This is a genomic window from Pseudomonas sp. QS1027 (assembly GCF_002814235.1).
Classification (GTDB): domain Bacteria; phylum Pseudomonadota; class Gammaproteobacteria; order Pseudomonadales; family Pseudomonadaceae; genus Aquipseudomonas.
In genome coordinates, this window is record NZ_PHSU01000015.1 from 46,518 (window position 1) to 60,598 (window position 14,081).

Here is a 14,081-nt window from a genome sequence, read left to right on the forward strand (position 1 = left end):
CGGACAAAAGCCCCATTCCTGGGCAGGAGCGGGGCTTGGGTCGATGCACGAGCGGGTGGGTTGAAGGCTCAGGCGCCTTGCAATATGCGTAAGGCCGCCGTGGCCAGGAAGCCCGACCGACTCTTCTGCTCGGGATGATTGCGCACGTAAGCGTCGATACGGCTCAACAGGTAACCGGGCAAGGTGATATTGAGTTTTTCCGACTTGCCCAGGTACTGGGTGATATCGATGTCCACCAGTGCCCAGATGCAACCTGCGTAGTCCGGGTTTTTCGCGTGCTGGGTCACGGTGCCCGCCCGAGGGATGGGCGCGTCGTCCTCGGCGAGAATTTCCAGATGTCCTTCGATGGCTTCACGGGCCATGGCCAGGGCATCGTCCAGGTCCTCGCCCGCCGAGAAGCAGCCCGGAATATCCGGAACCTCTACGCCCCAGGCGTGTTGCTCGTCACCGGGTTGAATCGCAATGGGGAAAAGCATGATGGTCTCCTGCTTGCAACTGTGCTTGTTTCAGGATGCTGTTGACTGTCTTGGTCAGTAGGTCTTTCTTCGGATGGGGGATGGTCACCAGCCCTGGCTTGTACAGGTGCTTGAAATGGTGGTGACTGCCCTTGATCCTGACCAGATACCAACCGTCCGCTTCGATAAGCCTGATCAGCTGTCGGCTATTCAAGACGACGTTCCTTGTCGTTGGGGTTTGGTGGTTACTGTACCCACCAAATTCCACAGGGCAACAGTACACCGCTTCGAAAGGTTTTGCAGCATGTGAAATAGAAAAGGCCCGTGAGGGTTCACGGGCCTTTCGGGAGCAACGCGCGGTGTCCGCAAGGCCGCCTTTCAGCGGCCCGGCGCATCACACGTAGAAGGATTTCAGCGGCGGGAAGCCATTGAATTCCACGGCGCTGTAGCTGGTGGTGTAGGCGCCGGTGGACAGCCAGTACAGGCGGTCGCCGATGGCCAGGTTCAGGGGCAGGCCGTACTTGTAGTTTTCATACATGATGTCGGCGCTGTCGCAGGTAGGGCCGGCGATGACCACTTCTTCCATCTCGCCTTTCTTCTCGGTCCAGATCGGAAACTTGATCGCCTCGTCCATGGTTTCGATCAGGCCGGAGAATTTGCCCACGTCGGTGTACACCCATCGCTCGACGGCGGTACGGGATTTACGCGCGACCAGTACCACTTCGCTGACCAGGATGCCGGCGTTGGCGATCAGCGAACGGCCCGGTTCCAGGATGATTTCCGGCAGGTCGTCGCCGAAGTCTTCCTTGAGGAAACGGATGATTTCCTGCGCGTAGGTTTCCAGGCTGTTGGTACGGGTGATGTAGTTGGCCGGGAAGCCGCCACCCATGTTGATCAGCTTCAGGTGGATGCCGTCTTCTTCCTTCAGGCGTTCGAAGATCACTTTGACCTTGGCGATCGCCGCGTCCCAGACGCTGATATCGCGCTGTTGCGAACCGACGTGGAAGGACACGCCGTAAGGCACCAGGCCCAGGTCGCGGGCGAGGATCAGCAGGTCCATGGCCATGTCGGTCTGGCAGCCGAACTTGCGCGACAGAGGCCAGTCAGCGGTGGTCGAGCCTTCGGTGAGGATGCGCACATAGACTTTCGAGCCCGGGGCAGCCTTGGCGATATTGCGCAGGTCGGCTTCGGAGTCGGTGGAGAACAGCCGCACGCCCTTCTCGTAGAAGTAGCGGATGTCCCTGGATTTCTTGATGGTGTTGCCGTAGCTGATACGGTCGGGGGTGACGCCCTGGCCCAGGACCTTGTCCAGTTCGTAGATCGACGCGATGTCGAAGCTGGAGCCTTTCTTGTTCAGCAGGTCGATGATCTCGACGGCCGGGTTGGCCTTGACTGCGTAGTAGACTTTGGCGAATTCGAAACCGGCGCGCAGGTCATCGTAGGCCTGGCTGATCATCGCGGTGTCGATCACCACGAACGGGGTTTCTTGCTGGTCGGCGAACGCCTTCATTTTGTCAAAAGTGGCGCGCGCGAAATAGTCTTCGACCTGAATCGACATGCTGGGAACTCCTACTGGCAAACTAGATTGATCAATGGGTGCAAATGAACGTCCTCCGTATCCCCACTTTGGTTCGCCTACTTCCCAAGGCATGTCGCCGAAAGCAAAAAGGCCATGGGAACAACCGCTTCCCTTGGCCTTGCTGTCTCGTCGTCAGTACTTGAGCCGGATGGATCGTTTCCAGCATGGACGTTCGGCGCGAACTTTAGGACTTGAGGGGCTTTAGATCAACTAAAAATGTCGCGTTTTTGCACGCGCCCGTCGCGTAGCCCGGATCAGTCACCTGTTTAACCGACCCGGATGACAGTCTGATGTTCCCGATCACTGACCGATGGTCTCAGGCCAGGGCTATTTCCGCAGGCGAGACGATACTGGTCTTGGCCCCGCGCGAGCGCCCGGAACTCAGGTAGGCGGCAATCGACTCCTGGGTCACTTCGCCAAGGAATACCCGCTCGGCGTCCATCACCGGCAGCCACGAACGGTTGAACTCGTACATCCGCGACAACAGGATGCGCAGGTGCTCGTCATAGGCCGCCGTGGCGTTGAACTCGCGCAGAAACTGCGCGCAGGTGCCGGTCTGACGGTGCAGGTCGCGACGTCGTACATAACCCAGTGCCTTGTTCCCGGCATCGGTGACCACCACATAGCGCCGGTCATGTTCGTCCATCAGCTCCAGGGCATCGGCCACCGGGGTCTCCGGGCTCACCGAGGGCGCGTTGTCCGCCGCGTCTTCGGCCTTCACCAGCAGCAGGCGCTTGAGGGTGCTGTCCTGGCCGACAAAGCTGCTGACGAAGTCGTCGGCCGGGTGGGCCAGCAGGGTGTCCGGGTGGTCGATCTGCAACAGCTTGCCGGCGCGGAAGATGGCGATCTTGTCACCCAGCTTGATGGCTTCGTCGATGTCGTGGCTGACCATGATCACGGTCTTGTTCAACGCCCGCTGCATCTCGAAGAACTCGTTCTGGATCATCTCGCGGTTGATCGGGTCGACCGCGCCGAACGGCTCATCCATCAACAGCAACGGCGCATCGGCCGCCAGGGCGCGGATCACACCGATCCGCTGTTGCTGGCCACCGGACAACTCCCGCGGGTAGCGGTGCAGGTACTGCTTGGGCTCCAGCTTGATCATGCTCATCAACTCGCGGGCGCGGTCGTGGCATTTCTGCTTGTCCCAACCCAGCAGTTTCGGCACCACCACGATGTTTTCCTCGATGGTCATGTTGGGGAACAGGCCGATCTGCTGGATCACATAACCGATGTTGCGGCGCAGGGTCACTTCGTCGAGGTCGGTGGTGTCTTCGCCGTTGATCAGGATCTTGCCCGAGGTGGGCTTGATCAGGCGGTTGATCATCTTCAGCGTGGTGCTCTTGCCGCAACCCGAAGGGCCGAGGAATACACAGATTTCGCCTTCGTTGACGGTCAGGCTTACGGAGTCGACGGCGGTGATGGTCTTGCCGTTGCTTTGAAAGGTCTTGGTCAGGTTTTGAAGTTCGATCATTTGAGTAATCCTTTTGGAGTCAGCGTGCGTTGCAGCCATTGCAGGAGCAGGTCGGCGACGATGGCCAGGAGGCTGACCAGGACGGCGCCGACGATCAGCATCGACATGTCACTGCGGCTGATGGCCGCCAGAATCAGTACCCCCAGGCCGCCGGCGCCGATGGTGGCGGCGATGGTCATGACACCGATGTTCATCACCACGGCGGTGCGGACACCGGCGAGGATCACCGGCACCGCGATGGGCAGCTCGACCATGCGCAGGCGCTGGCCGAAGGTCATGCCGATGCCCCGCGCGGCTTCGCGGATACCCGGCTCGACACCGGTCAGGGCCAGGTAGGTGTTGCGCATGATCGGCAGCAGGGAGTAGAGGAACACGGCAGTGATCGCCGGCAGCGGTCCCAGGCCCTGGCCGAACTTGGAGTAGAACGGCAGCAGCAGGCCGAACAAGGCGATGGACGGCACGGTCAGCAGCACGGTGGCGCTGGCTTGCAGTGGCCCGGCCAGGGTGGGGAAGCGGGTCATCAGCACGCCCAGGGGCACACCGACGACGATCGCGAGAATGACGGCGATGCCCACCAGGGTGATGTGCTGCCAGGTCAGATGCAGGACCTGTGTCCAGTCGAGATGGGAAAAGGCGTTGAGAAATTCCATGTCTTCTCCTCAGTTGATCGGATGTTGGCGCAGGAAGTCGGCGGCCACGGCGGAGGGGCTTTCATGGTCGACATCGACCCGCGCATTCAGCTGGCGCATGGTGTCGTTGTCGAACAGCGCCGCCAGTGGCTTGAGATCGGCGGCCAATTGCGGATGGGCGTCGAGATAGACCTGGCGCACCACCGGCGCGGCGGTGTAGTCCGGGAAGTAATGTTTGTCGTCGTCCAGCAGCTTCAATTTGAAGGCGTTGAGGCGACCGTCGGTGGTGTAGACCAGGCCGGCAAACACCTGGCCGTTACGCAGGGCCGTGTAGACCAGGCCGGCGTCCATCTGCCGGGTGTTCTTGCGGGTCAGGTTCATCTGGTACAGCTTGACCATGCCGGCCATGCCGTCGGAACGGTTGGCGAACTCGGTGTCCAGGGCCACCAGGCGGTTTTCCTGGCTGTCTTCGGCCAGGGCCCGGGTCAGGTCGCTGATGCTGTTGATCTGCGGGTATTGCTTGGCCACCTTCTCCGGCAGGGCCAGGGCGTAGGTGTTGCTGAACTTCGACGGTGCCAGCCAGACCAGGCCTTTTTTCGCATCGAGTTCCTTGACCCTTGCGTAGGACTGTTCGCTGTCGAGTTTCTCGTCGACATGGTTGTAGGCCACCAGCGACACGCCGGTGTATTCCCAGATCAGGTCCAGTTGCCCGCTTTCCTGGGCGCTACGCGCCAGGTTGCTGCCCAGGCCGCCGGTCACCTGGGGGTTATAGCCCTTGGTGCGCAGGTACTGGGCGGTGATTTCCGCCAGCAGGGTCTGTTCGGTGAAGACCCGGGCGCCGATGCGGATCAGCGGTTTTTCAGCGGCCTGCGCAATTCCCGCGGACAGCAGGACGCAGACCAGTATTGCAGTCAGTCTTTTCATATCGATTCCTTTGCCTAGCCTTAAGACGGGCGCAACCCGCGTTCCAGCCAGAGGCGGCTGGTCATGGTCACCAGGCCGTCGAGCAGCAAGGCCAGCAGCGCGGTGCAGGCGGCGCCGAGCAGCAGTTGCGGCTGATTGTTCAGGGCGATGCCGGGGAAGATCAGGCTGCCCAGGCTGTTGGCGCCGATCAGGAACGCCAGGGGCGCGGTGCCGACATTGATCGCCAGGGCCACCCGCACACCGCCGATGATGATTGGCACGGCGTTGGGCAGTTCCACCCGCCATAGCACCTGGCGCGGGGTCATGCCGATGCCGACGGCGGCTTCTTTCAGCGAGCCCTGGACGTTTTTCAGGCCTTCGTAGGTGTTGCGCACGATGGGCAGCAGGGAGGCGAGGAACAGGGCGAAGATCGCCGGGCCGCTGCCGATGCCCAGCACGCCGAGGGCGATGGCCAGTACGGCCAGGGGCGGGACGGTGTTGCCGATATTGAAGATCTGCATGAAGCGTTCCGCGCGCCCGACCATGTTCGGTCGGCTCAGCAGGATACCGGCGGGAATCCCTACGATCAGGGCGGCAAGCATGGAGACAAGAACCAGGATCAGGTGAGCTTGCAGGTAAAACAACAAATCGTCGCGGTACAGTTCGATCGTGTTGATGCCAATCCAGTGGACCAGCAGGGCCAGGAGAGCGACGACAACCGCTCCACCTATCAGCCCTTTGCCATAGCGAATAGCCACAGGCGGACTCCTTTATTTCAGTCGGCGAGCACATTCCGGTGTGGCAAGGCCATTCCTGGCTGCCGGTGAATGTACTCGCGAAATGCAGCTCGCTACTGCCGGCAAAGCGGCAGGCGGTCGAGCCATAAGCGCAGCCTCGTCAGGCTAACTTGCTGATATTTCAGCCCCTGGCACGAGTGAGGTAACAGGGGAGTGGACGCCTCCACCTTTTAAAAGGTTCCATACTTGGCAGCATTTAGCCACCCTTGAAGTCACTGCAAACGGGTGAGCGGTGGTCCGTGGACCTCGGTTTGCGCTATACTCGCCGCCCTTTTTTGACTCACCTGCCAGGCGATTTCCCATGACCCACCAGGCCGCCGAAGTCGCGAAACGCCGCACTTTCGCCATTATTTCCCACCCCGATGCCGGTAAAACCACCATCACCGAGAAGCTCCTGCTGATGGGCAAGGCGATCGCGGTGGCCGGCACGGTGAAATCCCGTAAATCCGACCGCCATGCCACCTCCGACTGGATGGAAATGGAAAAACAACGGGGTATCTCGATTACCACGTCGGTCATGCAGTTCCCGTATCGCGATCACATGATCAACCTGCTCGACACCCCGGGCCACGAAGACTTCTCCGAAGACACCTACCGCACCCTGACCGCGGTCGACTCGGCGCTGATGGTCCTCGACGGCGGTAAGGGCGTCGAGCCACGGACCATCGCCCTGATGGACGTCTGCCGCCTGCGCGACACGCCCATCGTCAGCTTTATCAACAAGCTCGACCGCGATATCCGTGACCCGATCGAGCTGCTCGACGAGATCGAAGCCGTCCTGAAGATCAAGGCCGCGCCGATCACCTGGCCAATTGGTTGCTACCGCGACTTCAAGGGTGTGTACCACCTGGCCGACGACTACATCATTGTCTACACCGCTGGTCACGGGCATGAACGCACCGATGTGAAAATCATCGAGAAGCTCGACTCCGACGAAGCCCGCGCCCACCTGGGTGACGAGTACGATCGTTTTGTCGACCAACTGGAACTGGTGCAGGGTGCCTGCCACGAGTTCAACCAGCAGGAGTTCCTCGACGGTCAACTGACCCCGGTGTTCTTCGGCACCGCCCTGGGCAACTTCGGTGTTGACCATGTGCTGGACGCCGTCGTTGATTGGGCTCCTATGCCTCTGGCTCGGGTCGCCAACGAGCGCACCGTGGAACCGGTGGAAGAGAAGTTCGCCGGTTTCGTGTTCAAGATCCAGGCGAACATGGACCCCAAGCACCGCGACCGGATCGCCTTTATGCGCATCTGTTCGGGCAAGTACGACAAGGGCATGAAAATGCGCCATGTGCGGACTGGCAAGGACGTGCGGATCGGCGATGCGCTGACCTTCTTCTCCTCCGAGCGCGAGCAGTTGGAAGAGGCCTACGCCGGCGACATCATCGGCTTGCACAACCACGGCACCATCCAGATCGGCGACACCTTCACCGAGGGCGAAGCCCTGGGCTTTACCGGTATCCCGCACTTCGCCCCGGAACTGTTCCGTCGCGTGCGCCTGCGTGACCCGCTCAAGTCCAAGCAACTGCGCCAGGGCTTGCAGCAGTTGGCGGAAGAGGGCGCGACCCAGGTGTTCTTCCCCGAGCGCAGCAACGACATCATCCTCGGCGCCGTCGGTGTGCTGCAGTTCGATGTGGTCGCCAGCCGCCTGAAAGAGGAATACAAGGTCGAGTGCTCTTATGAGCCGATCACCGTGTGGTCCGCGCGCTGGATTGATTGCAGCGACAAGAAGAAGTTGGATGAACTGCGGGTCAAGGCCGTGGAAAACCTCGCGTTGGACGGCGGCGGTCACCTGACCTACCTGGCGCCGACCCGGGTCAACCTGGCGCTGATGGAAGAGCGCTGGCCGGACGTGAAATTTCGCGCGACGCGTGAGCACCACTAAGGCGTTGCTCGCGGCACTACTGGCCGCACTCTTGAAAAACCCGCGGCCCAGGCCGCGGGTTTTTTATGGGCACGGCAAAAAGTCGAGGTTTGACGCGGTCCCCTTGTAGGAGCCGGCTTGCTGGCGAAGACGGCCGCAAGAGCGGTACAAGACTCCCTGGCCTCATCGCCAGCAAGCCGGCTCCTACAGGATTGTGTCGTGCGCTGGTGCTGTGCCTGTCGAGAACCTGCAGGAGTGTCCGGCTGTTGCTATAGATTTGGCGGCGCTGGGCAGGGCAGTTGAAAGGCTCTTATTCTTTTTGAGAATAATTGTAATTCAGAATAATTCTATGGCCAGCCAACAGTTTTCATCTAGCCAGTATGGAAAAGTCCGGCCAACCGGTCTAGGTTCAGACAAGTTGCCGTTGGCTTCTTGAAGTCGGCTGCAGTGTTGGTGACTTATCCACAGAGGGACGGAAGCGACGATGAAAATTTTTCAACGCAGCGTGCTGCTGATCAAGGTACTGGTGTTGTTGATGGTGGGGGCTTCAAGTGCCTGGGCCAGTAATGCGGTGTCGGATCATGGGGCGGTTTCTCCTTCGAAGTCCGCGGTGCACGCGCTTTATGCCGATGACACGGAAAAGAAAGCCCCGGATCAGGATGATCAGGGCGACGACGACGCTGATGGTGACAGCGATAGCTGAGTCACACGAATGAAAAAGCCCCTTGCGCCCAGCGAGTAACTCGCTCGACGAAAGAGGCCGTACTACCGTTTTCGGCGCTCTCGCTTATTCAGGAGAGCGCTTTTTTATGGCCTGTCAGTTGAGGAATTGCTCCGCGTAATGGCAGGCCACCTGACGCGAGTCGAGCTCGCGCAAGGCCGGCTCTTCCGTGCTGCAACGCTCGGTGGCGTACGGGCAGCGCTTGTGGAAAGCACAGCCGGACGGCGGGTTGAGCGGGTTGGGCAGTTCACCGGCGATCTTGATCTTCGGTTTCAGCGGGTCCGGATGGATCGCCGGCGTCGCCGAGAGCAGGGCCTGGGTGTACGGGTGCAGGGGACGGGCGTAGATATCCTCCTTCGGGCCCATTTCCACTGGCCGGCCGAGGTACATCACCAGCACCTGGTCGGCAACGTGACGGACCACCGCCAGGTTGTGGGAAATGAACACGTAGGCGGTGTTGAACTGCTGCTGCAGATCCATGAACAGGTTCAGCACCTGGGCCTGGATCGACACGTCCAGCGCCGAGGTCGGTTCGTCCGCCACCAGCACTTTCGGTTGCAGCATCATTGCCCGCGCCAGGGCGATACGCTGGCGCTGGCCGCCGGAGAACATGTGCGGGTAGCGATGGTAGTGCTCAGGGCGCAAGCCGACCTGCTTCATCATCGCCTGGACTTTTTCCCGGCGCTCGGCGGCGGACAGTTTGGTGTTGATCAGCAGCGGCTCGCCCAACTGGTCGCCGATCTTCTGCCGTGGGTTGAGCGACGCGTAGGGACTCTGGAACACCATCTGCACGTCTTTGCGCAGTTGCTTGCGCTGGGCCTTGTTGGCGCCGGCGACTTCCTGCCCGGCGATTTTCAATGAGCCGGACGACGGCTCCTCGATCAGCGTCAGGGCCCGGGCCAGGGTGGATTTGCCGCAACCCGATTCGCCGACCACGGCGAGGGTCTTGCCGGCTTCCAGTTCGAACGACACGCCGTTGAGGGCGCGCACCAGCGCATGGCCCTTGAACAGGCCACGGGAGACTTCGTAGTGACGGGTGAGGTCGCGGGCGGTAAGAACGACGGCCATTACGCCACCTCCTGGTTCAGCGGGAAGAAGCAACGGGCAAGACTCTTGGCTTTCGGGTCCAGGGTCGGACGCTGCTGCCGGCAGCTTTCCTGCACGTAGGGGCAGCGCGGCGACAGCAGGCAACCCACCGGCCGGTCATAACGCCCGGGCACGATACCCGGCAGGGTCGACAGGCGCTCGGCTCCCAAGCTGTGCTCCGGGATCGCCTTGAGCAGGGCTTCGCTGTACGGATGCGCCGGTACATCGAACAACCCCGGCACCATGCCGACTTCCACGGCTTGGCCGGCGTACATCACGCAGACCCGCTGGGCGGTTTCGGCAACGACCGCGAGGTCGTGGGTGATCAGCACCAGGCCCATGTTCTGCTCTTGTTGCAGGCTGAGCAGCAGGTCCATGATCTGCGCCTGGATGGTCACATCGAGGGCGGTGGTCGGTTCGTCGGCGATCAGCAGCTTGGGCTCGCCGGCAATCGCCATGGCGATCGCGACACGCTGGCTCATGCCACCGGACAGTTGGTGCGGGTAGGCGTCCATGCGGCTGGCGGCGCCCGGGATCTCGACTTTTTCCAGCAGCTCGATGGCACGTTTGCGCGCCGCCTTGCCGGACATCTTCAGGTGCAGGCGCAGCACTTCCTCGATCTGGAAGCCCACGGTGTAGCTGGGGTTCAGCGCGGTCATCGGGTCCTGGAAAACCATCGCCAGGTCCTTGCCGACCACTTGCCGGCGCTGGCGGGCGCTGAGCTTGAGCATGTCCTTGCCGTCGAAGCGCAGGGCGTCGGCGGTGACGATGCCGGGGTGCTCGATCAGGCCCATCAGCGCCATCATGGTCACGGATTTACCCGAACCCGACTCGCCAACGATGGCCAGGACTTCACCCTTGTCCACGCTGATGTCGAGGCCGTCGACCACCGGCACAGCGGTTTTGTCGCCGAAGCGAACATTGAGATTCTTGATTTCTAGCAGTGACATGGGAATCTCCTCAGGCGGCGTTCTTGAGTTTCGGGTCCAGCGCATCGCGCAGGCCGTCGCCCATCAGGTTGATTGCCAGCACGCTGAGCAAAATGGTCAAGCCAGGCAGACTCACCACCCACCAGGCGCGCTCGATGTAGTCGCGGGCCGAGGCCAGCATGGTGCCCCACTCCGGGGTGGGCGGTTGTACGCCCAGACCGAGGAAGCCCAGGGCGGCGGCATCGAGGATCGCCGAGGAGAAACTCAGGGTGGCCTGGACGATCAGCGGCGCCATGCAGTTGGGCAGCACGGTGATGAACATCAGGCGCGGCAGGCTGGCACCGGCCAGGCGTGCGGCGGTCACGTAGTCACGGTTCAGTTCGCCCATGACGGCGGCCCGGGTCAGACGTACGTAGGACGGCAGCGAAACGATGGCGATGGCGATCACGGTGTTGATCAGGCCAGGGCCGAGGATGGCGACAATCGCCACGGCCAGCAGCAGCGAGGGCAGGGCCAGCATGATGTCCATCAGGCGCATGATGGTCGGACCGAGGATGCGCGGGAAGAAACCGGCCAGCAGGCCCATGAAGATGCCCGGGATCAGCGACATCACCACCGAGGACAGGCCGATCAGCAGCGACAGGCGCGAACCGTGGATCAGCCGTGAAAGCAGGTCGCGGCCCAGTTCGTCGGTGCCCAGCAGGTACTGGATCTGGCCGCTGGCAAGCCATGACGGCGGGGTCAGCAGGGCGTCGCGGAACTGTTCGCTCGGGTCGTGCGGAGCGACCCAGGGCGCGAAGATCGCGCAGAACACCACCAGCGACATGAACAGCAGGCCGGCGACGGCGCCCTTGTTCTTGGCGAAGTGCTGCCAGAATTCCTTGTACGGAGAGGGGTACAGCAGGCTTTGATCGACGGTGGTCGAAGCGATAGTAGTACTCATGATCTTGATCTCAGCGCTGGTGACGGATGCGTGGATTGACAAGGCCGTAGAGGATGTCCACGACGAAATTGACCACAATCACCAGGCAGGCGATTAACAGGATGCCGTTTTGCACGACGGGGTAGTCCCGGGCGCCGATGGCTTCGATCAGCCATTTGCCGATACCGGGCCAGGAGAAGATGGTTTCGGTCAGCACGGCGCCGGCCAGCAGGGTGCCGACTTGCAGGCCGACCACGGTCAGCACTGGAATCAGCGCGTTGCGCAGGCCATGGACGAATACCACGCGCGCCGGCGACAGGCCCTTGGCCCGGGCGGTGCGGATGTAGTCTTCACGCAAGACTTCGAGCATCGAGGAGCGGGTCATCCGGGCGATCACCGCCAGCGGGATGGTGCCCAGCACGATGGCCGGCAGGATCAGATGGTGCAGCGCATCCCAGAACGCGTCGGGCTGGTCGCTGAGCAGGGTGTCGATGAGCATGAAGCCGGTTCTGGGCTCGATGTCGTAGAGCAGGTCGATGCGTCCGGACACCGGGGTCCAGCCCAGGCTCACGGAGAAGAACATGATGAGGATCAGGCCCCACCAGAAGATCGGCATCGAATAGCCGGCCAGAGAGATGCCCATCACCCCATGGTCGAACAGGGATCCTCGCTTGAGGGCGGCGATCACCCCGGCGAGCAGCCCGAGGACGCCGGCGAAGAGCAGGGCGGCCATGGACAGTTCCAGGGTGGCGGGGAACAGCGTGGTGAACTCGGTCCACACGCTGGTGCGGGTACGCAGGGACTCGCCGAGGTCGCCATGGGCGAGCTTGCCGACATAGTCGATGTACTGGGCATAAAGCGGCTTGTTAAGACCGAGGCGTTCCATCGCCTGGGCATGCATTTCCGGGTCGACCCGGCGCTCGCCCATCATGACTTCCACGGGATCGCCCGGGATCATGCGAATCAACGCGAAAGTCAGCAACGTGATGCCGAAGAACGTGGGGATCAGCAGCCCCAGTCGGCGGGCAATAAAACTAAACATCGTGTGGTGTACCTCATCAGCCGGTTAGGCGTGCTCATCAGTGCCCGGGGTCGGGCACCGAAGAGCGTTTGTTGTTCTACTTCACCTGGGTGGTGGCGAAGTTATTCGTGGATAGGGGGCTTATGTGGAAGCCCTCTACGTTCTTGCGCATAGCGGTAAACATCTTCGGATGGGCAGCGTTCACCCACAGGACCTGCTCGTGCAGGATAGCCAGGGCCTGTTCATAGAGTGCGGCACGTTGGGCGGGGTCAGTCTTGGCGCGAGCCTGGTCGATCAGCGCCTGGAACTGAGGATTGCACCAGCGGCTGTAGTTTTCGCCGTTTTTCGCCGCTTCGCAACTCAATAGCGGGCTGAGGAAATTATCCGGGTCCCCGTTGTCCCCGCTCCAGCCGGCAGAGACCATGTCATGCTCGCCTTTTTTCGCCCGCTTGAGCATCTCGGCCCACTCCATGACGCGGATATCGAGCTTGATACCGACCTTGGCCAGGTCAGCCTGCATCAGTTGCGCGCCGAGTTGCGGGTTCGGGTTGGTCGGGCCGCCGCCGTTGCGAGTATAGAGGGTGAACACCGTGCCTTCGGGAACACCGGCTTCCTTGAGCAGGGCGCGGGCCTTGTCCAGGTCCTGGGCCGGGTTCTTCAGTTGGGTGTTGTAGCCCAGCAGGGTCGACGGGTAGGGGTTGACCGCGGCGATGGCATTGCCCTTGCCGTACAGGGTGTCGACGTAGTTCTGCTTGTCCAGGGCCAGCTCGATGGCCTGGCGCACCCGCACATCGCTCAGGTACTTGTGTTCGGTGTTGATCGACACATAACCGGTGGACATGGCCGCCATTTCGTCGATCTTCAGGTTCGGATCGGCCTTGATGTTCGGCACATCATCGGGTTTGGGGTACAGGGCGACCTGGCACTCATTGGCCTTGAGCTTCTGCAGGCGCGTGTTGTTGTCGACGGTGATGGCCAGGATCAGGGTGTCCGCTGGCGGCTTGCCACGGAAGTAGTCCGGGTTGGCCTTGAAGCGGACCTGGGCGTCCTTGGCATAACGCTGGAAGATGAACGGGCCGGTGCCGACCGGCTTGCTGTTGAGCTCGTCGAGCTTGCCGGCCTTGAGCAACTGGCCGGCGTATTCGGCGGAGTGGATCGAGGTGAAGGCCATGCCCAGGTCGGGCAGGAACGGCGCTTCGGGGCGGTTGAGGGTGAAGCGCACGGTCAGGTCGTCGACTTTCTCGACGCTTTTGAGCAGGTTCTGGAAGTCCATGCTCTCGAAATACGGGAAGCCGACGGTGGACGCTTTATGCCAGGGATGGTTGGGGTCCAGTTGACGCTGGAAGCTCCAGACCACGTCGTCGGCGTTCAGCTCGCGGGTCGGCTTGAAGTAGTCGGTGGTGTGGAACTTGACGCCTTTTCTCAGGTGAAAGGTGTATTGCAGGCCGTCGGGGCTGATCTCCCAGCTTTCGGCCAGGGCCGGCTGGATTTCGGTGGTGCCGGGCTTGAAGTCCACCAGACGGTTGAACATCGTTTCAGCGGCGGCGTCGGCGGTGACGGCGGTGGTGTAGAGCACCGGGTCAAAACCTTCCGGGCTGGCTTCGGTACAGACCACCAAGGGTTTGGCGGAAACACCGATAGCCACGCTGAACACGGCGGCCGCGATGGCGGCGCGCAGGGGAAGCATCTTCATGTAAACCC

General features: G+C 61.6%; 14 protein-coding genes. 2 read left to right on the plus strand and 12 right to left on the minus strand.

Annotation, left to right across the window (positions count from 1 at the left end; all coding sequences use genetic code 11):
* Positions 1 to 68: 68 nt before the first annotated feature.
* The 7 genes from CWE01_RS14475 to CWE01_RS14505 form a co-directional block, all read right to left on the minus strand.
* Entirely contained in the window at positions 69 to 476 is a 408-nt protein-coding gene (locus CWE01_RS14475) for a type II toxin-antitoxin system HicB family antitoxin (protein ID WP_100941218.1), read from the minus strand.
* A complete protein-coding gene (locus CWE01_RS14480; RefSeq protein ID WP_100941219.1) occupies positions 445 to 669 on the minus strand; it encodes a type II toxin-antitoxin system HicA family toxin in 225 nt (74 codons plus the stop codon). The genes CWE01_RS14475 and CWE01_RS14480 overlap by 32 nt, the downstream gene beginning before the upstream one ends.
* Before the next feature lie 180 nt (positions 670 to 849).
* Positions 850 to 2,013 (minus strand): type III PLP-dependent enzyme, encoded by a 1,164-nt coding sequence (locus CWE01_RS14485; RefSeq protein WP_100941220.1) that lies wholly within the window; start codon positions 2,011 to 2,013, stop codon positions 850 to 852.
* Positions 2,014 to 2,350: 337 nt separating this feature from the next.
* Positions 2,351 to 3,508 (minus strand): betaine/proline/choline family ABC transporter ATP-binding protein, encoded by a 1,158-nt coding sequence (locus CWE01_RS14490; protein ID WP_100941221.1) that lies wholly within the window; start codon positions 3,506 to 3,508, stop codon positions 2,351 to 2,353.
* Positions 3,505 to 4,158 (minus strand): ABC transporter permease, encoded by a 654-nt coding sequence (locus CWE01_RS14495; protein WP_100941222.1) that lies wholly within the window; start codon positions 4,156 to 4,158, stop codon positions 3,505 to 3,507. Before CWE01_RS14495 ends, CWE01_RS14490 begins: the two co-directional genes overlap by 4 nt.
* 9 nt (positions 4,159 to 4,167) lie before the next feature.
* The gene (locus CWE01_RS14500) at positions 4,168 to 5,061 is read right to left on the minus strand and encodes a glycine betaine ABC transporter substrate-binding protein (protein ID WP_100941223.1); all 894 of its coding nucleotides are present in this window, start codon (positions 5,059 to 5,061) and stop codon (positions 4,168 to 4,170) included.
* Between the two features lie 20 nt (positions 5,062 to 5,081).
* Positions 5,082 to 5,798 carry an ABC transporter permease gene (locus CWE01_RS14505; protein WP_100941224.1) on the minus strand — a complete coding sequence of 239 codons (717 nt, stop codon included), beginning with the start codon at positions 5,796 to 5,798 and terminating at the stop codon, positions 5,082 to 5,084.
* Between the two features lie 340 nt (positions 5,799 to 6,138).
* On the opposite strand from CWE01_RS14505, the gene CWE01_RS14510 reads away from it, so the two are divergent.
* The gene (locus CWE01_RS14510) at positions 6,139 to 7,722 is read left to right on the plus strand and encodes a peptide chain release factor 3 (protein ID WP_100941225.1); all 1,584 of its coding nucleotides are present in this window, start codon (positions 6,139 to 6,141) and stop codon (positions 7,720 to 7,722) included.
* 463 nt (positions 7,723 to 8,185) lie between these two features.
* On the plus strand, positions 8,186 to 8,404 hold the full coding sequence (locus tag CWE01_RS14520; protein ID WP_100941227.1) for a hypothetical protein: 219 nt from the start codon (positions 8,186 to 8,188) through the stop codon (positions 8,402 to 8,404).
* 114 nt (positions 8,405 to 8,518) lie between these two features.
* Here the strand turns inward: CWE01_RS14520 and CWE01_RS14525 are convergent, their stop codons facing one another.
* The 5 genes from CWE01_RS14525 to CWE01_RS14545 form a co-directional block, all read right to left on the minus strand.
* Positions 8,519 to 9,490, minus strand: coding sequence for a peptide ABC transporter ATP-binding protein (locus CWE01_RS14525; protein ID WP_100941228.1), 972 nt, complete (start codon positions 9,488 to 9,490; stop codon positions 8,519 to 8,521).
* A complete protein-coding gene (locus CWE01_RS14530) occupies positions 9,490 to 10,458 on the minus strand; it encodes an ABC transporter ATP-binding protein (RefSeq protein ID WP_100941229.1) in 969 nt (322 codons plus the stop codon). Before CWE01_RS14530 ends, CWE01_RS14525 begins: the two co-directional genes overlap by 1 nt.
* A gap of 10 nt (positions 10,459 to 10,468) precedes the next feature.
* Positions 10,469 to 11,380 (minus strand): ABC transporter permease subunit, encoded by a 912-nt coding sequence (locus CWE01_RS14535; RefSeq protein WP_100941230.1) that lies wholly within the window; start codon positions 11,378 to 11,380, stop codon positions 10,469 to 10,471.
* A 10-nt stretch (positions 11,381 to 11,390) separates the two neighbouring features.
* The gene (locus CWE01_RS14540; RefSeq protein WP_100941231.1) at positions 11,391 to 12,401 is read right to left on the minus strand and encodes an ABC transporter permease subunit; all 1,011 of its coding nucleotides are present in this window, start codon (positions 12,399 to 12,401) and stop codon (positions 11,391 to 11,393) included.
* Between the two features lie 76 nt (positions 12,402 to 12,477).
* Positions 12,478 to 14,073, minus strand: coding sequence for an ABC transporter substrate-binding protein (locus tag CWE01_RS14545; RefSeq protein WP_100941232.1), 1,596 nt, complete (start codon positions 14,071 to 14,073; stop codon positions 12,478 to 12,480).
* Positions 14,074 to 14,081 lie beyond the last annotated feature (8 nt).